The 17,527-nt window shown below is 31.9% G+C and carries 15 protein-coding genes; 1 reads left to right on the top strand and 14 read right to left on the bottom strand.

Annotated elements, in window-relative coordinates:
* Nucleotides 1–43: 43 nt before the first annotated feature.
* The 13 genes from B0A81_RS09275 to B0A81_RS09335 all read right to left on the bottom strand — a co-directional run bounded on the left by B0A81_RS09275 (nt 44) and on the right by B0A81_RS09335 (nt 13,302).
* Entirely contained in the window at nt 44–496 is a 453-nt protein-coding gene (locus B0A81_RS09275) for a DoxX family protein (RefSeq protein WP_089057764.1), read from the bottom strand.
* A 103-nt stretch (nt 497–599) separates the two neighbouring features.
* Nucleotides 600–1,100, bottom strand: a complete 501-nt coding sequence (locus B0A81_RS09280; protein WP_089057765.1) for a hypothetical protein — start codon at nt 1,098–1,100, stop codon at nt 600–602.
* A complete protein-coding gene (locus tag B0A81_RS21980) occupies nt 1,081–1,446 on the bottom strand; it encodes a DUF805 domain-containing protein (protein WP_089057766.1) in 366 nt (121 codons plus the stop codon). The genes B0A81_RS09280 and B0A81_RS21980 overlap by 20 nt, the downstream gene beginning before the upstream one ends.
* A 9-nt stretch (nt 1,447–1,455) precedes the next feature.
* On the bottom strand, nt 1,456–3,183 hold the full coding sequence (locus B0A81_RS09290; RefSeq protein ID WP_089057767.1) for a sodium:solute symporter: 1,728 nt from the start codon (nt 3,181–3,183) through the stop codon (nt 1,456–1,458).
* 122 nt (nt 3,184–3,305) lie between these two features.
* The gene (locus tag B0A81_RS09295) at nt 3,306–5,837 is read right to left on the bottom strand and encodes a PIG-L family deacetylase (protein ID WP_089057768.1); all 2,532 of its coding nucleotides are present in this window, start codon (nt 5,835–5,837) and stop codon (nt 3,306–3,308) included.
* A 160-nt stretch (nt 5,838–5,997) separates the two neighbouring features.
* Nucleotides 5,998–6,525, bottom strand: coding sequence for a hypothetical protein (locus B0A81_RS09300; RefSeq protein WP_089057769.1), 528 nt, complete (start codon nt 6,523–6,525; stop codon nt 5,998–6,000).
* A gap of 190 nt (nt 6,526–6,715) precedes the next feature.
* Nucleotides 6,716–8,548, bottom strand: coding sequence for a BamA/TamA family outer membrane protein (locus B0A81_RS09305; RefSeq protein WP_089057770.1), 1,833 nt, complete (start codon nt 8,546–8,548; stop codon nt 6,716–6,718).
* 87 nt (nt 8,549–8,635) lie between these two features.
* Nucleotides 8,636–9,736, bottom strand: a complete 1,101-nt coding sequence (locus B0A81_RS09310; RefSeq protein ID WP_089057771.1) for an AI-2E family transporter — start codon at nt 9,734–9,736, stop codon at nt 8,636–8,638.
* 110 nt (nt 9,737–9,846) lie between these two features.
* On the bottom strand, nt 9,847–10,377 hold the full coding sequence (locus B0A81_RS09315) for a mechanosensitive ion channel domain-containing protein (RefSeq protein WP_089057772.1): 531 nt from the start codon (nt 10,375–10,377) through the stop codon (nt 9,847–9,849).
* A gap of 10 nt (nt 10,378–10,387) precedes the next feature.
* Nucleotides 10,388–10,972 carry a Maf-like protein gene (locus B0A81_RS09320; RefSeq protein WP_089057773.1) on the bottom strand — a complete coding sequence of 195 codons (585 nt, stop codon included), beginning with the start codon at nt 10,970–10,972 and terminating at the stop codon, nt 10,388–10,390.
* The gene (locus tag B0A81_RS09325) at nt 10,965–11,891 is read right to left on the bottom strand and encodes a geranylgeranylglycerol-phosphate geranylgeranyltransferase (protein WP_089057774.1); all 927 of its coding nucleotides are present in this window, start codon (nt 11,889–11,891) and stop codon (nt 10,965–10,967) included. The genes B0A81_RS09320 and B0A81_RS09325 overlap by 8 nt, the downstream gene beginning before the upstream one ends.
* A gap of 138 nt (nt 11,892–12,029) precedes the next feature.
* Entirely contained in the window at nt 12,030–12,557 is a 528-nt protein-coding gene (locus B0A81_RS09330; protein WP_089057775.1) for a KdsC family phosphatase, read from the bottom strand.
* On the bottom strand, nt 12,550–13,302 hold the full coding sequence (locus B0A81_RS09335; RefSeq protein ID WP_089057776.1) for a Rossmann-like and DUF2520 domain-containing protein: 753 nt from the start codon (nt 13,300–13,302) through the stop codon (nt 12,550–12,552). Before B0A81_RS09335 ends, B0A81_RS09330 begins: the two co-directional genes overlap by 8 nt.
* A 317-nt stretch (nt 13,303–13,619) precedes the next feature.
* Between B0A81_RS09335 and ccsA the strand changes: the two genes are divergently transcribed.
* The gene (gene ccsA, locus B0A81_RS09340; protein WP_089057777.1) at nt 13,620–16,832 is read left to right on the top strand and encodes a cytochrome c biogenesis protein CcsA; all 3,213 of its coding nucleotides are present in this window, start codon (nt 13,620–13,622) and stop codon (nt 16,830–16,832) included.
* A 63-nt stretch (nt 16,833–16,895) separates the two neighbouring features.
* Here ccsA and B0A81_RS09345 read toward each other — a convergent pair whose 3' ends face one another.
* On the bottom strand, nt 16,896–17,516 hold the full coding sequence (locus B0A81_RS09345; RefSeq protein WP_089057921.1) for an arsenate-mycothiol transferase ArsC: 621 nt from the start codon (nt 17,514–17,516) through the stop codon (nt 16,896–16,898).
* Between the last annotated feature and the right edge of the window lie 11 nt (nt 17,517–17,527).

Raw genomic sequence — 17,527 nt, forward strand, 5'->3', positions numbered from 1 at the left:
TTGTTTCCTCATTCTTGATTACAAATAAAAATCAAAAATATACTTAGTATAAAACTGCGCACCAAAACGTCCAAACAATAAAAACGACCTGTAACGGAATTCTAAACCACAAATATGAAGTCCCATTTCCATTATAAGTTCCTTTTTGATAATCTATATGTTTTATTGCTGCGTAAATATTGGCGGGAAGTAAAAAGATAAAGAATATAATTAATATCCAGCCTGAATAAACTTTCGTTGAAGAAATCAAAAGACATATCCCTAATATAACCTCAATTATTCCAGTTGCATAAACCAACTCTGTTCTAAATGGGATTTTTTCGGAAATCATCATTACCATTCCTTTGGTAAAAACAAAATGTGCAATTGCTGTAAAACACAACATTACACACATTGCGATTCTTGCCGCCATTAGTATATCGTATTGATTTGTGAGGAATTTTAAAGTGAAAACTGAAACTAAAAAAACGAGAATTAAAACAATTAAGGGTTTCATTTTTAGAGAATTGAAGGTTTCATCAAAGATAAAAGATTTTATTGAAATGCTTTTTAATCACAATAAATAATACCGATTCGAATCCACCGTATAATATTGAAAGTCATTTACTTGAAGCTTGCTTAATTAAAAGCATTGTCTGTTTGTTTACGATATCCCGAGCTTTTGACTCAAACGACGAAATTTGACACGCTCCAATACTTATATAAACGATGTGATTATCGTCTTCTAGATTTTTATTATTTTCTACAGCCTTCTCGTAACTTTCCATTCCAGAAATTAAGTAAACTGGATTTCCCTCTCGAAATAACTGTGTCACAATCCCTTGCAATCTTTGTTCAGCTATCAGTTTTATCTCGTTTTCTTGATAAGATAGTAAAAGTGTACAATACAATAGAGAACATAATTTAGAGTCTTTGAATGCTGGGTATTTTTCCAAAATCTCAGATCCTTGATTCAGATTCTCAAAACATTTAGTATAAAGTTGTGTTGATATGGATTGATCTTCTTTTAGTTCGTTACTAGAACTAACTTGACCATTAGCATGAAAAGCAAATAATACTAATTGTAAAAAGAATAATTTTCTAATTAACTGTGTCATCATTTGTTTTTCTTTTGGCTAAAAGCAGAAAAAATGCAAAAGCTATATTAAGAACAGGAATAAAATTAAAAATTACAAAAATTGGATTTGAATTCAAGTCTCTTAATCTTCTTGTTGTCACGGCTTGAATAGGAACAAAACTAAAAAGTATTATTAGACATTGATAGAATATATTTAGAATTCTTTCATCGTCGAGATTAACTTGACGATTAAGATGTAAAGCAAAATAATAAATTAAAAGAGAGCAAAAAATATAAATTCCATATTCTGTTCTTCCTGCTTTATCTTTAAAACAAGTACAGAAAAACATACTATTTTTAAAATGTTTTAGAAATACATTCTCATTCATAAAATTGCTCTAGTCTAAAACTATTTGATCATCAGAAGTAGTTTTCCCTCTAAAGAATAAAAACTGTATAATCAATGATAATAATATCGTTAAAATTGCTCCAATAAAATTCAGCCATAAATAACCTAGTTTTTCCTGAGTATAAATCATGAAATAATAAATGATAAAAATACATATCTGGCTGATAATAGCACTATAAAACATAGGTTTTGCCTGAACGCGGCGTAAATAGAATCCAACTAAAAATATTCCTAGAACGGTTCCGTAGAATATTGATCCAATCATATTTACAAGCTGTATTAAGTTTTCAAACAAAGTTCCAACACAGGCAAAAAGTATCGCTACAATTCCCCAGAATAATGTAAAAAACTTAGTCGCATTCAGATAATGCTTCTCGGATTTCTCGGTTTTGACATTTCTTTTGTAAATATCTATTGCTGTTGTTGATGCCAATGCTGTTAAACCAGATGCTGTTGACGACATTGCAGCAGATAAAATAACGGCAAGCAATAAACCAATTAATCCTTTTGGCAAATAGTTTAAAATGAAATGAAAAAACACATAATCTTTATCGTTTGTTTCACTGCGACTGTCTGCTCTCAAAATAATTTCTTTCGCACGATCACGTAAATCCTTTTCTTTATTTGATAAGGTAACTAATTCTTTACGTAAAATTGGATTGTCATAATCCTGATTCAACTGATCGATGTACAATAAGTTAATTACTTTTTTGTCTTCTGAAAGTTTACTCAGCTTTTTCTCAAGAACATGATATTCTTCTTTAAAAACCGATTTTTCAATTACTGTTTTGTTATTTGGATTAAAATTTAAAGGAACTGGGTTGAACTGAAAAAACACAAAAACCATAACTCCTGTTAACAAGATAAAAAACTGCATTGGTACTTTTAAAAGACCATTCATGATTAATCCCATTTGGCTTTCGCGAACCGATTTCCCTGATAAATATCTTCCAACCTGCGATTGATCGGTACCAAAATAGGCGAGGGCTAGGAAAAAACCTCCAGTAATACCGCTCCAAAAAGTGTATTTTTCTTCAGGATCAAACGAGAAATCAACAATATTCATTTTATCATTTGCACCAGCGATATGCATAGCGCTGTTAAACGTCATATCATTTGGGAGATAATGTAAAATCAGGAAAAATGTAATAAACATACCCGACATAATCACAAACATCTGCTGTTTCTGAGTAACGTTTACGGCTTTTGTTCCGCCCGAGAATGTGTAAATAATTACGAGAACACCAATGATAATGTTCATCACTGTTAGATTCCAACCTAAAAGTGCAGATAGGATAATTGCAGGTGCATAAATGGTAAGTCCAGTTCCTAATCCTCTTTGAACAAGGAATAAAATTGCTGCAAGTGAACGCGTTTTTACATCAAAACGTTTTTCAAGAAACTCATAAGCGGTAAAAACTTTATTTTTATGGTAAAGCGGAATAAAAGTAACACAGATTACTATCATTGCAATTGGCAGTCCAAAATAGAACTGCACAAAACCCATTCCGTCATGATAAGCTTGTCCTGGAGTCGATAAAAAAGTGATGGCGCTTGCTTGTGTCGCCATTACCGAAAGTCCTACAGTATACCAAGGAGTTTCGTTATTACCAAGAATAAAGTCTTCAACATTTTTACTTCCTTTGGTTTTCCAAGAACCATATCCAACTATGAATAAAAGTGTTACAATAAGTACGATCCAATCAAATAGCTGCATAGGTTATGAGTATAATTGCATGATTAAGAAAAATATTAAAATATAAATGGCATTAGCAACCAAAACATAGGTGTAGCTTTTTTTCCATTTTTTTACTTTTTTAGCTTCCATACTTTCGTTTTTTATTGCTTTATATCTTGTTTAGGAGCTTCTATTGGCTGTTTCAGCGAAATCATGTTAGATAATAATCTATATGCTCCTGCTACACCTTCAGGTAGTTCTCTAAAGAAACTTAAACCGGTGTAAATATAATATCCTTTTCCGTACGGCGCTACTAATAACGCGCCATCTTTGGCTGATTCGCCTTTATCGTGTGAAGAGATAATAGGAGTGAAGGCAGGATCATATTGATTTGGATAATACAAGCCTTGTTCTTGTGTCCAGCCTTCAAAATCTTTTGATGAAATTTTGTTTGGAGTATTTAAAACAGGATGATTTGGTGCTAAGAATGTAACTTTTGCATTTTCTTCTGTTACTCGGTCGTACGATAATTTTAAAGGATATGGTGCAATTTTATCCGTAACCAATTGTCCATTTGTATTGTATTGAACAATCATATTTTTACCGCTTTTTACAAAATTAAATAAGATATTCTGTTTGTTAGCCAAAGCGTTTACAGTATTATAAGCACGGACTCCAGTAATAACAACATTAAATGAATCTAACTTTTCTGGTGTGATTTCTTCAGGTTTTAAGATCGTTACTTTGTACCCCATTTGAGAAAGACTTTCAGGAACTTCATCACCAGCGCCCATTATATAAGCAATAGCATCGCCTGAGGTTTTTAAGTCAATTCGTATTGCTTTTGAATCGGCTGATTTTAAAACCATCTGTTTCGTAATATGGCTGAAATCAATAATTGTTTCGGCTTTATCAAAACGTTTATTATCAATAGTAACAATACTTTGCGCTATAGTTTCTTCTGGATTTACAGGAGGTGTAACTTCAAAATAAAAGATATGTTCGTTTCCTTTTTGATCTAAAGTAAACGGAATTTGTTTAGGAACTACATTCCAGCTTTTTGGTAATTCTAATTGTAAATTTCCTTTTACATTGTCTTTTCCTGCGCGAACTTTTACTGGAACCATTTTACTGTTAGTATCTCTAAAAACAAGCACTTTCTCTAAAATTGAAGTCGTAACATCTGGCACAATATCCAGAAAATTATACATTTCGCCTTTTACGCCGTCGTTGTATTTGTAAATAACGGTACGCTCAAACGGAATTTCGACATTTTCAATTTTTATGGTAAAAACAACTTTTACATTTCTAATAATATCTGGAATCCCAATATTTTCTTGATTTGAAACAGTATACATTCCAACAGTTGCCTTTTCTTTTAACCAATAAGGCTGAGTATATTCAATGTTTTCCGGCAGTTTTGTTTGAAGGATAAACTTTTGATTACTGTTGTTTTTTAAAACACTATTCTGAATAGTTACTTTATTGTCTGGCAATGAAGTAACACTTGTTAGCTGCATGTTTACTGGAGATCTGTTTATTGCCTCTAAACTAAGTTTTACTATACTTCCCGGAGTAGCTTCCTGCTCGCTTGCAACAGCTTCTAAATACAAACCTGCACAAGATGCTATGATATTTTTTACAGCTTCTGATTTTAAATTCTTCCAATGATCGTCGTTTAAAGCTTCAATCATTGTGTAAACTTTTACTAACTCTGGAATACTCGCAGATGGATTGCTAAAATCGTACTTGGCAATAATTGTAGAAATTAAATCGCCGATTGGTTTTCCGTTTTTAACACGATTCCAAGTTGTATCAATTCCATCAAAAACATCATCTTTTTCAGTTCCGTTTTCGCCTTTAATTATTTCTAAATACTCTGTTTCTTCACCACGAACACCAGTACTTCCAAAACCTTGTGATTGATGACGGCTTCTGCTCAAAGCAGCAATTTCCTGATTTGATTTTCCTAATCCAGTATAATAAACACCTGTTTCTAATTTTGCAAAATTAGATTTATTAGCAGCATCAAATTTCTCTTGACTTCCATAAAACCACCACGACGGATTAAAATAAAGTCTTTTTACCTGCCAAGGTGAAACAAATTTTAATTGTTCAGGATATACTTTTGAATCGTTTGTAAGATTATAACTCTCAACACTCAAAATTGCTGATGAAGTGTGATGTCCGTGTGTTGTTCCCGGCGAACGATGATCAAATCTATTAATTATTACATCTGGCTGAAATTTTCTAATGGTCCATATAACATCGGCCAAGACTTTATCCTTATCCCAAATTTGTAAAGTTTCATCGGGAGTTTTTGAAAATCCAAAGTCATTTGCTCTTGAAAAAAACTGCTCGCCGCCATCTATTTTTCGGGCTTCAATAAGTTCTTGAGTTCTTATTACGCCAAGTAATTCACGTAATTGCGGGCCAATTAAATTTTGACCGCCATCTCCTCTCGTCAGTGACAAATATCCAGTTCTAGCATTTACTTCGTTTGCAAAATAAGAGATCAAACGTGTATTTTCATCATCAGGATGTGCTGCAACGTACAAAACTGATCCTAAAAAGTTTAATTTTTTGATTTGATTGTAAATCTCTACAGAATTTGGTTTTTGTGGCTGCTGTCCGAATGCGATGTTAAAACTTATTAAAAAAAACAGAATTAGTTGAACTGGAGTTTTTATCATGCTGGTAAGTTGGTTTTTAATAGACTCAAAAATAGTAATTAAATTATGGAACAGTATTTAAATGAAATGTTAATGTTTAGTTATTGAAAACTAATTAGATACTGTTTATACATGCAAAAAGAGCGTATTAATAAAAATTAATGCGCTCTTTTATAGTTATTTATCTTCTTCCGCGACCTTCATGACGATCGTCATCATCATCTCTATCATGTTTTCCATGATGCTTGTCGTAATGTTTATCATAATGTTTGTCGTAGTGTTTGTAATTTCTATTATCATTACGACGATCATTGTAACCATAAACTGGTCTTGGTCTATAAGGTCTTTGAGGTGCACCACAATATCCTTTATAGTATTTTACTTTGTGACGATCAAAATAAGTGTAAGGGGTTCTTCCGTGATAATCTGTTAAAACTACTTTGTAACCTCCATATAAATCATAGTTTCTGTATTGTCTAGGTAAATAAGTTGTTCTAACCCATCTTCCGCCTCCAAAATAGATGAACTGCGAAGCTCTAACATCATAATAAGCCTCAATATCTGGCAAATAGTAATATTCCATATCCGCATATCCGGCTGGTCCCCAAGCTGGAGGATTACCTATGTTAACGTTTATTGATACCTGAGCTTGTGTGGCATTTGCAATTAAAAGGAATAATCCCGCGATTGCTATTTTCATTGTTTTCATCTTTTCTAAAGTTTAAATGTTAATCTTGTTTAAGGATTTTCATATACCGTGCCAAAAATAAAAACATGATACCGTTCGTCGGATAAAATATACTTTTTAACGAGTGAATTAGTGTTGTAAAATCTGTAATGTATTGATTTTTAAAACAAAATTAAAACGTAAAAAAAGTAAAAAAAAAAATTAAGCTCTATTATTTATAATCGACAATTCTAGGCTTTGCAAGTTCAAAACTTTGAAGTCCATAATCACTAGTTTCAAATGTATTTGTTTTAAAAACATTGTCTCCTTGATTTGGAATACTTGGATAATAGGATAAGGAGAGCTGAAAAGAACTGAAAACCAAATAATCATTGCTTATTAATAACCCTAAAGTAATTTTAGAATAAGGCTTACTTCTTAACATTGCATTATCTGGACTTCCTAATACCGCTATCGAATAATTAAAAAATGGATTTAAACGGAAACCTAAAATGGAATGCGGTGAATAGGTTTGAGTTTGAAGCGATAAAACAGCTTTGCTAGTTCCGTAAATTGCACTATTAAAACCTGCTAAGCCATTTTGTTCATTTATATTTAGTTCATCGCCAATAATATTCTCTCGGTTTACACCAATAACAAGCTTAGGATTCACAAACTGTCTTAATTTCCAGTTTCCTATAGTAAACAGTTTAGTGAAGTAATTAGACTCCAATAAAAAAGCTGTTTCATAAGTTTTTGATTGATGAAAGAAAGTTCCGGCTTCAAAATTCATACTTAAAAACCCCAATCGGTAGTAGTTTCCAAATGAAAATTGTGCACCAACATAAGGTCTCCAAAAGGTATTTTTGTACTGATATCCCAAAGTAATACCATAAATACGACCAATGGGAACATCCTCTGTTTGTCCATTTCTAAAAATATAACTGTCTTTTATAAATTTACGTCTATTCAATCCAACACCAGTTAAAAGCAGTTTTTGATCTGAATAAAAATTTGTTGGATCATAAACTTCTGAAGGTGTCTCGGTAAAATCAACATTTAAAAAACGTGCTGCTACGATTAAATTTGTTATTGCTTTATTATCATCTTCAAAAACTTTCGTGGCGTGACCACCCCATAAATCTTGAAAATTATATTTAAAAGGCTGATAAGTATAAGTTAAATCAGGAGCTTGCAGTGTATCTTTCCTGAAGTTCTGCCCAATATAAACACCGCCTGCCCATTTAGTTAAAGGAGAATAGAAATCACGTTCAATATCGATCGATTTACTGTAATTGTTATCGAGATCCATGTTGTAATGCAAGGCAGCTCCAATATAAGTGTTCTTAATATTAGGAATCGTGTAGGTGGCATCATTACCATTTCGGCCGTCATCAAAACGGTTAGTGTAACGATATTCTAATTGCTGACCGGAACCAAAAAAATCCTTTTCTTTAAAACCTATCGACATTTGATTACTTGATACTGAAAATCTTGGTATGGTACTCCACGAATCCAAAACCCTAATGGTAACATCAACAGAATCTGCTGCCATTCCAACTACCTTATTCGAAATTCTAACGGCAGTAACATATCTCTGAGATCGTATTAAACGCTCTGTTTCTTGTACTTTATAGCTGTCATAAACCGTGTTTTTTCTAATTAGCAGCAGGTTTTTTATGGCAATTTTCTTTGTTTTTAAATGAAGTCGATTTCCTGTTCGTTCTCCCCAGTTTTTTGGCATCACCGTAGAATCAACCACAGAATGTCCAAAGGGATCTAAAGTAATGATGTTGATTTTTCGAATAATTTTACCATCAAAATTTGTGGTATCATTAGAAACATGAATTTCGTCTTTTTTTCTAGGTTTCTTCGCTCTGAATATAAGCTTATGTAAGGTTTTGGTGAATTTGTTCTTCTTAGAATAATTTCGAATCCGATTGTATATTTCGGTACTGTCTTTTCTAGTTTTCCTTTTATCTTTTAAAGTATCTGACTGAGCATAAATGCTTTGTAAACTAAAGCACAACAAAATAAAAACTATTATCTTTTTATTTAGCAACATTCAGGTATTTTTAAACTTTCTTTTTTACTGATTTTTATATGAATATAAGATAAATAACACGAACATTTTTAAAATTGACAGCTTATTTTAATTGACAGCTTTTGTTTTTCGAACTCTCCATGTAAATTTTTTAGGCATATGATTGCCCATAACATATCCCCAAGGTTCTAAGGATTCTATACGATCGAAGATAATTTTTAAAATTGCCAGAAGCGGAATTGCTAAAAACATTCCAGAAATTCCAGCCGCTGTACCGCCAATAATAATTCCAATAATAGAAACAAAAGCATTTATTTCAACTTTTGAATTAATTATTAAAGGCACGAGCAAATTGTTATCAATCAATTGAACAATTAAGTTTACGATCAAAATTCCAACAACTAAGGATATTTCGGCAGACCCGGTTAAAGAGGCAAGAATCGAAATTAAACCCGCAATTGCAATTCCGATGTAAGGAATCAGGTTTAAAATACCTGTTATTAATCCTAAAAGAATGAAATATTTTACACCAATAATCCAAAGTCCTAAACTGGTAAGCACCGAAACTACAATCATTTCAAGAATCAGACTTACAATATAATTATTGATTGAAACTTTTATCTGCGTAAGAATATCTTTTAATGCAGCGTGATTTTCTTTGCTGATTAATTTGGCTAAAAAAAGTATAAAATGATCTTTGTATAAGAGAAATAGAAACGTGTAAATTGGAATAATAGTGCAGTCTACTAATAGATCACTTATAGAAATTATAGCTGATCCTAAAGTAGCATTTCCGTTTTTAACCGAATCTTTGGTTACGTTATCTAAATACTTTTTCTGCTCGCCAATACTTACATGAAAGTTCTCTTTTATAAACTTATGAATTTCAATTAGAAAAGAGTTAGCATTCTTTTTAATCGTATCAAAGTCATTTGCCATATTCGTAACTTGATAGGAAATAAAGACCAAAATTCCGACTATAAACAATAGAAATATTAAAACACAAACTATAGCAGCAAAATGCCTCGGAAACTTCAATTTAGTATTTAATAGTGTAAATATAGGAAGCAGTAAAACAGCAAATAAAAATGCCATGAATACTGGTGTAAGAATATCTTTTCCGATGCAAAAAATATAAGCAAGTGCAATTAGACTTACTAATATACAAGAGAGTTTTGCGTAGAATGGCAGTTTTATTGTTTGAATCATTTGGAGAGATTTTATAGTGACGCGTTAATAAGTTAAACAAATATTGCGATTTATTTAACGTTTTGCGTTCCAGCTTTTTAGTTAAGCCTTATAAAATTCCCATTCAAATTTTAGTCAAAAAATTCCTTTTCTTCGTAATGAGTTGGCATAATCGAAATACCTTTTTGAAGAAGAAGGTTGTTAGGAAAAATGATTTTTTCCCCTTCTTTAGTCTTTAGATTCACGTGAAAAGCGCTGATATCCTCGATTTCAGCTTCAATAGGAAAATCTTTATCGTGTATTTTTATAGTATCTCCAATTCGGAATGGAAATGAAAAAAATAAAATCATTCCAGAAGTAATGTTGCTTAGAATAGACCATTGCGCAAAAAAAGCAACTCCAATTACTGTTGCAATAGACGAAACTGTAAAAAGTATATCTTTTGTTTCAACACCCCAAATTACTATTAAACTTATAGCAACAAGTATATTCATTAGTATGTGAGTATATTTAATTGCCAAGTTTGTTCTGTGCTCTAATAACTGACTGCTGCTGGCAAAACGACGAATTAATTTTGCCACAATAACACGCATTGCAATTAATATCAAAAGAACAATTGCGGTAGCAATAATTTCCTGGCTATACTCTTTGAAAGAAAACATATCTAAATTTTTACACTAAAGTACTCAAATATTCATAAACTTTAGCTGTTGGAAGTCCCATAACATTTGTATAAGAACCTTCGACTTTTGCAACTGCCATAAAACCAAACCATTCCTGAATTCCGTAAGCACCCGCTTTATCATAAGGTTTATAGTTTTCTATATAATATAGAATAGCTTCGTCTGATAAATCTACAAAAGTTACTTTTGTAACATCGTTAATAAGAGTAGAAGAGGAGTTCGTTTTAAAACAAACCGATGTAAATACTTCATGCGTTGCATTCGACATTGATTTTATCATTTGAAAAGCATCTTCAGCATTCTTTGGCTTTCCTAATGCTTTATTGTTATGCCAAACAATAGTGTCGCTTGTTACCAAGATCTCATTATCGTTTAATTCTCCATCAAAAGCATCTGCCTTTAATTGTGCCAGATAATCAGTAATTTCAACTGCTTTCAGCTCTGGCGGATAGATTTCTTCAATTTCTTTTAAACGAATTTCAAAATCAAGATCTAAATCTTTAAAAAACTGCTGTCTGCGAGGCGATCCCGAGGCAAGAATTAAACTATATTTTTTAAGCTTTTCTTTAAGCATTGTATTTGATATTTAAACTAATGATGAGAATAGATAAAATTCCGAAGAATAAAATCAATTTTAAAACGGTACTTAAATGCTGAAAATCCTTTTTTGATTTGGCGCCGAATACTTTTACAATAAAATAAAGTAAAGGTGCTAAAACAAAAAGAAATGCATAAATCGTAACAATATAAAGATGGTTTTGAACGAAATAAGTATTGATATAAAGTAACGATAAAACAAAGGGAATTATAGCACAGCCTAACGCAATTTTAGCCGCTCTGCTAATTCCAATTGCAATTGGTAAAGTATTCATTCCTTGATTATAATCACCATTTACATCTTCAATATCTTTAACTATTTCACGGACAAAATTAATCATGAAAGCAAATAGGGCATAGTCTATTAAAATCGAAAATAAACTGGCCATTTGTGCTTGATTCTCTGAATTTATAACAGGAAAAAGATCAAAGATTCCAATAATAAGAACGCTTATAGAAAGAAGTGCAGCAACAACAAAATTCCCCAAAATCATAATCTGTTTTAGTGTTGTTGCATAAAAGTAGAGCAGTGCAGCAATTAAAATAAAAAGTGATGCAAAACTAGGACGCAGAATAATATTTGACAACAGAAAACCTATAGCAACACCGCTGATATTAAGTCCGATATAAATATTGTATGCTGCAGTTTCAGTAATTCCTTTTCCAATAACCACATCATCGGGTTTGTTTATCGAATCTGTTGCAACATCATAAATGTTGTTTATTACATAACCCGCTGCCGCTAACAAAACGGTACTTAAAATCAAAAGTCCGTATTGCCAGTCTGATAAAGCCAAGGGAATATCCTGTTGTTTTAAAAAAGCATAACGAAATAAAACCTGCATAAAAGCAAGCATTAGTAGATTTTTATATCGAATGAGTTTTAGGTATTTCATTTTTTCTTCTAAGGTTCAAAGAGGCAAAGATACAGAGTGACAAAGGTCTTTTCTTATGTTTTCTTTGTCAAAGCTTTGAACTTTGACAAAGAAATATATTGATTACTCTAAAGTCAGAAATCTTAAATCTAAAATCTCTTAATCGTGCTTTCCGTTAAAATGCTCCATCCATTTACCTTGCACTTTCATAACTTGCTCAATAACATCGCGCGCAGCACCTTTTCCGCCTTTTACATGAGAAATGTAACGACAAATACTTTTGATTTCTGGGCTTGCATCTTGCGGACAAGCAGGTAAGCCAACCAATTTCATTACATGATAATCCGGAATATCATCTCCCATATACAAAACCTGTTCAGGTTTAATGTTGTAAGTATCTGTATATTCCTTAAAAGTTTGAACCTTATCTGGAGTTCCTAAATGTATATCTGTAATACCTAAATTACGAAGTCTTACTCGAACGCCTTCATTGCTTCCGCCAGAAATAATACAAACATTATAACCGCTTTCTACAGCTGCTTTCATCGCATAACCATCACGAATATTCATTGTGCGAAGAATTTCTCCTTCAGTGGTTACAAAAACGGAACTGTCTGTAAGTACGCCATCAACATCAAAAATAAATGTTGTAATGTCGTTCATCATCTCTTTATAACTTTTAGCCATTATTCTCTATAGATTGTGTTAGTATTTTATAAATATTCTTTTGATTTTCATCTGTTATAAACTCCAAATGCGCATTTGTAGTAACTAAATCACGACGTTTTGCTGGACCAGTTTGTGCATCGATTGGATCTAGAGTTTTAATTTTATCCGCGGTTTCCTGAATTAAAGGTTTCAAAACTTCAAACGGAACTTGATGTTCATCACAAATTTCTTTTCCGAGCTGGTAGAGATGATTCGTAAAATTATTAACGAAAACAGCCGCGACATGCAGCGCCTTTCGCTGTTCTGAACTAATTGCAAAAACAGCTTTTGAAATACATTTTGCAGTAGTTTCTAATATCGCGTAATCTTCCTGATTTTCAGATTCTAAACAAATCGGAATTATAGAAAAATCGACCTCTTTACTTTTAGAAAAAGTCTGCAGCGGATAAAAAACACCTTTTCTGTTTTTTGAATCTAAAATATCAATTGAAGTAGTGCCGGAAGTATGAACAACTAATTGATTCTTAAAAGGTAATTGCATTGAAACTTCAGCAATAGCATTATCTGAAACTGAAATAATACATAAATCTGTTTCTTTTAAAGCTGCATAATCTGTTACAATTTTATCTAAATCAATAATAGAATTTAAAGCTTCTTTTTTTCTGGAAAATACCTGTACAATTTCAACAAGATTACTTGCCGAGAAAGCTTTTATTAAATGTTGAGCGACATTTCCAGAACCAATTATTGTTATTCGAATCATATCGCAAAATTAGTATTATTTTTTTTAAACTTAATTCACCTGACAAAGTTTTGCCACAGATTATGCTGAATAGAATGATTTTCGAACATTTCTATTTTTAACAATAGAAACCAAATAATCTTTTTAAATCGCTTAATCTGTGGCAAAAAAGTTTCAAATAATATGCAGTTACCGTTTTGTAAAACTAAGCGTACATTTTTGTCAATATGATTAAATTTAGCGCTCTTTATTTGGTTTTTATTAACAAAATAGCCCTGCTGCTAATCAACATTTTTAAGTACTTTTGTGGCACTTTTATACAATGTAATTCCTTAAAAATGGATAAAAAAATATTCTCTTTTTTGTTTTCTACACGATTAATGGCCGTTCTTTTTTTAGCATTTGCAATCGCAATGGGTATTGGAACTTTTATCGAAAGTAAGTATAATACCGATACTGCCAGAATTTTAATTTACAACACATGGTGGTTTGAAGCTATAATGGCTGTTTTTGTGATTAATTTCTTCGGAAATATAAAACGTTATCAATTATTAAAGAAAGAAAAATGGGCTACTTTATTGCTTCATCTTGCTTTCATTTTTATCCTTTTAGGTGCTTTTATTACTCGATATATTAGTTATGAAGGAATGATGCCAATTCGTGAAGGCGCAGCTGAGAATCAAATTTATTCGGACAAAACATTTATTACTGTTTTTGCTGATGGTGAATATAAAGGTGAAATGAAACGCAGGGTTTTCGATAAAAATCTTTTGTTATCTCCAGTAACCAATAACAATTTTACACTTTCTGGTAAGTTTGATGAAACTCCTTTTGAAGTAAGTTATGTAAACTACATCATGGGAGCTAAAGAAATGATAAAACCAGATCCTAAAGGAACGCTTTATTTAAAGTTAGTTGAAGCTGGAGCGGGTGGACGTGAAGAGCATTTCTTGAAAGATGGTGAAGTACAAAATATTCACAACGTATTATTTGCTTTAAACAAACCAACTGACGGTGCAATCAATATTAATACAACAGGTGAGCAATATACCATTCAAACTCCATTTGAAGGAGAGTTTATGAGAATGGCCGATAAATTTAAGGGTACTGTAACTAAAGATAATGTACAGCCTTTAATGATGCGTTCTTTATATAGTATTGGCGACATTAGAATTGTGTTTCCAGATCCTGCAATTAAAGGTGTTGTTGATTATGAATCTAACAACGACTACAAAGCAAAATCTCATACAGATGCTTTAATTGTAAAAGTAAAAGCTGAAGGTGAAGAAAAAGAAGTAAGACTTTTAGGTTCTAAAGGAAGTGTAGGGGAGCCTCAAACCGTAAAAATTGGAAAAATTGAGTACAGTTTATTCTTCGGTAGTAAAGCTTACGTTTTACCTTTTAAAGTAAGATTGAACGATTTTATCGCTACGAAATACCCAGGAACAGAAAAAAGTTATTCCGCTTTTGAAAGTAAAGTAACAGTTTTAGATTCTACAGAAACTTTTGATGCTGATATTTATATGAATCACGTTTTAGATCATAAAGGATATCGTTTTTTCCAATCTTCATTTGATCCAGATGAAAAAGGAACTGTTTTATCTGTAAACCATGACTTTTGGGGAACTTCAATTACTTATTTTGGTTACTTTATGTTGTATATAGGATTAATGGCAATTATGTTTACCAAACATTCTCGTTTTGCCGATTTGAAACGCAAATTAGAAGTTGTAAAAAAGAAAAAAGAAAAACTTATCACGATCTTAGTTTTAATGATTAGTTTGAGTGGTTTTGCTCAAGCACCTCATGTTCATACTCCAGGTGACAATCACAATCATAATCATACAGCAGATCCAAATGATCACGCAAATCACGTAACAGCTCCGCCAAGTAAAAAACAATTAGACTCTTTATTGTCTATTTACAAAGCTCCAGCAGCTCATGCGGCAAAATTTGGCCGTTTAATTATTCAAGATGCTGGAGGAAGAATGAAACCTGTTAATACTTTTTCATCTGAATTACTTAGAAAAGTAAGTCATGACGATACTTATAACGGAATGAATTCTGATCAGGTATTATTGTCTATGACACAATATGCACAAGTTTGGATTCAGGTTCCTATAATATATATCAAATCTGGAAATGACAGTATTCGTAAAATTATTGGAGTAGATAAAGAAGCCAAAGCGGTTGCATTTGTTAACTTTTTTGACGCAAACGGAAACTATAAACTTTCTCCATACTTAGATGCTGCTTACAAAGCGGCAAATCCAAATCAGTTCGAGAAAGATTTTATTGAAACAGATAAAAAAGTAAATTTAATGGAATCTGCTTTAAGCGGAAGTATTCTTAAAATTTTCCCAGTTCCTAATGATCCAAACCATAAATGGGTTTCTTATTTAGAACGTGAAAACGCAGGTTTAAAGGGAATGGATTCTACTTATGTAAAGCAAATTTTACCACTTTATTTTAGCGCATTAAACAATGCTTCTATTTCTAAGAATTGGGATACTGCCGATCAATTAGTAGAAAGTCTTAATGGCTTTCAAAAGAAATTTGGCGCTAAAGTTCGTCCAAGCGAACAAAAAATTGATGCCGAAATTGCATACAATAAATATGATGTTTTTAAAGGATTGCCTTATTGGTACATCACAGTGGCAAGCTTTATGTTTATATTTATTATTGTCAATATTTTCTTTGAAAAAAAATGGCTTCGTATTACAATAAATGCATTCCATATCATGGTTGGCTTGCTATTCGCACTTCATACATTAGGATTAATAGCACGTTGGTATATTTCTGGTCACGCACCTTGGAGTAATGCTTACGAATCTATTGTATATGTAGCTTGGTCAACAATGTTCTTTGGTTTGGCTTTTGACAGAAAATCGAAACTTACTGTTGCTTCTTCTGCATTTGTTACAGCTATGATTTTAATGGCGGCATATATGAACTGGATTGATCCAGAAATTGCAAACTTACAACCAGTTCTTAACTCGTATTGGTTAATGATTCACGTTGCAGTCATTGTAGGTAGTTATGGTCCAACTGCATTAGGAATGATTTTAGGTTTTGTATCATTAGTATTGATTTTCTTTACAACTGAGAAAAACAAAACTAAAATGGAATTAAACATTAAAGAAATAACTTATATCAACGAAATGGCATTGACTATTGGTTTGATTATGTTAACAATTGGTAACTTCCTTGGAGGACAATGGGCAAACGAAAGTTGGGGACGTTACTGGGGATGGGATCCAAAAGAAACTTGGGCTTTAATTTCTATCATGCTTTATGCTTTTGTAATTCACGCTCGATTTGTTCCAGCTTTACGCGGAAAATGGTTCTTTAACTTGATGAGTATGTTTGCGTTTGTTTCTATTTTATTTACTTATTACGGTGTAAACTTCCATTTAGTTGGTCTACATTCTTACGCAAGCGGAGAAGCGCACTCACTAAGTTGGGTTTATTATTGCTTAGGTACAATTTCTGTAATTGGAGCAATAACATATCCAAAATACCGCAAGTATTATAAAACCAAGAAAAAATAATAAGCAAAAAAGGTTCAACTAATAGTTGAACCTTTTTTTTTGACATAAAATAAACAATAGGATCTATGTTTTTATTTGAGAAAAAATATAAAACATTTCACTTGCAATTTGAAGATTTCTTTCCATGTACTTTTCATCCTGCTGTACTGTATTATCAAAAACTTTAGGATCTTCAAAATTAAAAGGAAAACGTTTTTCAGCACCTGCAATAAAAGGGCAGTCATCATCAGCTTGCGAACAAGTCATTATAGCAGCAAAATCATTTGCAGGATTAAAATCATGATCGTACGTTTTTGAAAAACCAATTATTGGATTTTCATTTTCTTCAAATTTTATTGCATATACCGGATTACTATCGTCTGATAATTTCGTGATCTTAAATCCTGATTTCACAAGAGTTTCAGCAACTTTAGGAAACACAGCGGTTGCTTCAGTTCCACCAGAAAAGCAATTTACATTCTTAATATTAAAATAGTGAGCCGCTGTCTGTGCCCAAACTTGCGATAAATGACTTCTTCTTGAATTGTGCGTACAAATAAAGTTTAATCTAATCTCAAGATTATTTTTATTTTTAAATTGTATAAAGTCAATTAATGGCTGTAAAACAATTTTACGTTCTTCTGTAATAGATCGAAAATCAAAAGATGAAATCAGTTTTCCAATTTCTGGAAATATACTATTCATATTAATCTTTT

It is taken from the genome of Flavobacterium plurextorum, from assembly GCF_002217395.1.
GTDB classification, from domain to species: Bacteria; Bacteroidota; Bacteroidia; order Flavobacteriales; family Flavobacteriaceae; genus Flavobacterium; species Flavobacterium plurextorum.

Excerpts from the sequence above, each read along its gene's own strand:
- B0A81_RS09275 (WP_089057764.1), bottom strand. The coding sequence starts at position 496 with ATGAAACCCTTAATTGTTTTAATTCTCGTTTTTTTAGTTTCAGTTTTC.
- B0A81_RS09280 (WP_089057765.1), bottom strand. The coding sequence starts at position 1,100 with ATGATGACACAGTTAATTAGAAAATTATTCTTTTTACAATTAGTATTA.
- B0A81_RS21980 (WP_089057766.1), bottom strand. The coding sequence starts at position 1,446 with ATGAATGAGAATGTATTTCTAAAACATTTTAAAAATAGTATGTTTTTC.
- B0A81_RS09290 (WP_089057767.1), bottom strand. The coding sequence starts at position 3,183 with ATGCAGCTATTTGATTGGATCGTACTTATTGTAACACTTTTATTCATA.
- B0A81_RS09295 (WP_089057768.1), bottom strand. The coding sequence starts at position 5,837 with ATGATAAAAACTCCAGTTCAACTAATTCTGTTTTTTTTAATAAGTTTT.
- B0A81_RS09300 (WP_089057769.1), bottom strand. The coding sequence starts at position 6,525 with ATGAAAACAATGAAAATAGCAATCGCGGGATTATTCCTTTTAATTGCA.
- B0A81_RS09305 (WP_089057770.1), bottom strand. The coding sequence starts at position 8,548 with ATGTTGCTAAATAAAAAGATAATAGTTTTTATTTTGTTGTGCTTTAGT.
- B0A81_RS09310 (WP_089057771.1), bottom strand. The coding sequence starts at position 9,736 with ATGATTCAAACAATAAAACTGCCATTCTACGCAAAACTCTCTTGTATA.
- B0A81_RS09315 (WP_089057772.1), bottom strand. The coding sequence starts at position 10,377 with ATGTTTTCTTTCAAAGAGTATAGCCAGGAAATTATTGCTACCGCAATT.
- B0A81_RS09320 (WP_089057773.1), bottom strand. The coding sequence starts at position 10,972 with ATGCTTAAAGAAAAGCTTAAAAAATATAGTTTAATTCTTGCCTCGGGA.
- B0A81_RS09325 (WP_089057774.1), bottom strand. The coding sequence starts at position 11,891 with ATGAAATACCTAAAACTCATTCGATATAAAAATCTACTAATGCTTGCT.
- B0A81_RS09330 (WP_089057775.1), bottom strand. The coding sequence starts at position 12,557 with ATGGCTAAAAGTTATAAAGAGATGATGAACGACATTACAACATTTATT.
- B0A81_RS09335 (WP_089057776.1), bottom strand. The coding sequence starts at position 13,302 with ATGATTCGAATAACAATAATTGGTTCTGGAAATGTCGCTCAACATTTA.
- ccsA (WP_089057777.1), top strand. The coding sequence starts at position 13,620 with ATGGATAAAAAAATATTCTCTTTTTTGTTTTCTACACGATTAATGGCC.
- B0A81_RS09345 (WP_089057921.1), bottom strand. The coding sequence starts at position 17,516 with ATGAATAGTATATTTCCAGAAATTGGAAAACTGATTTCATCTTTTGAT.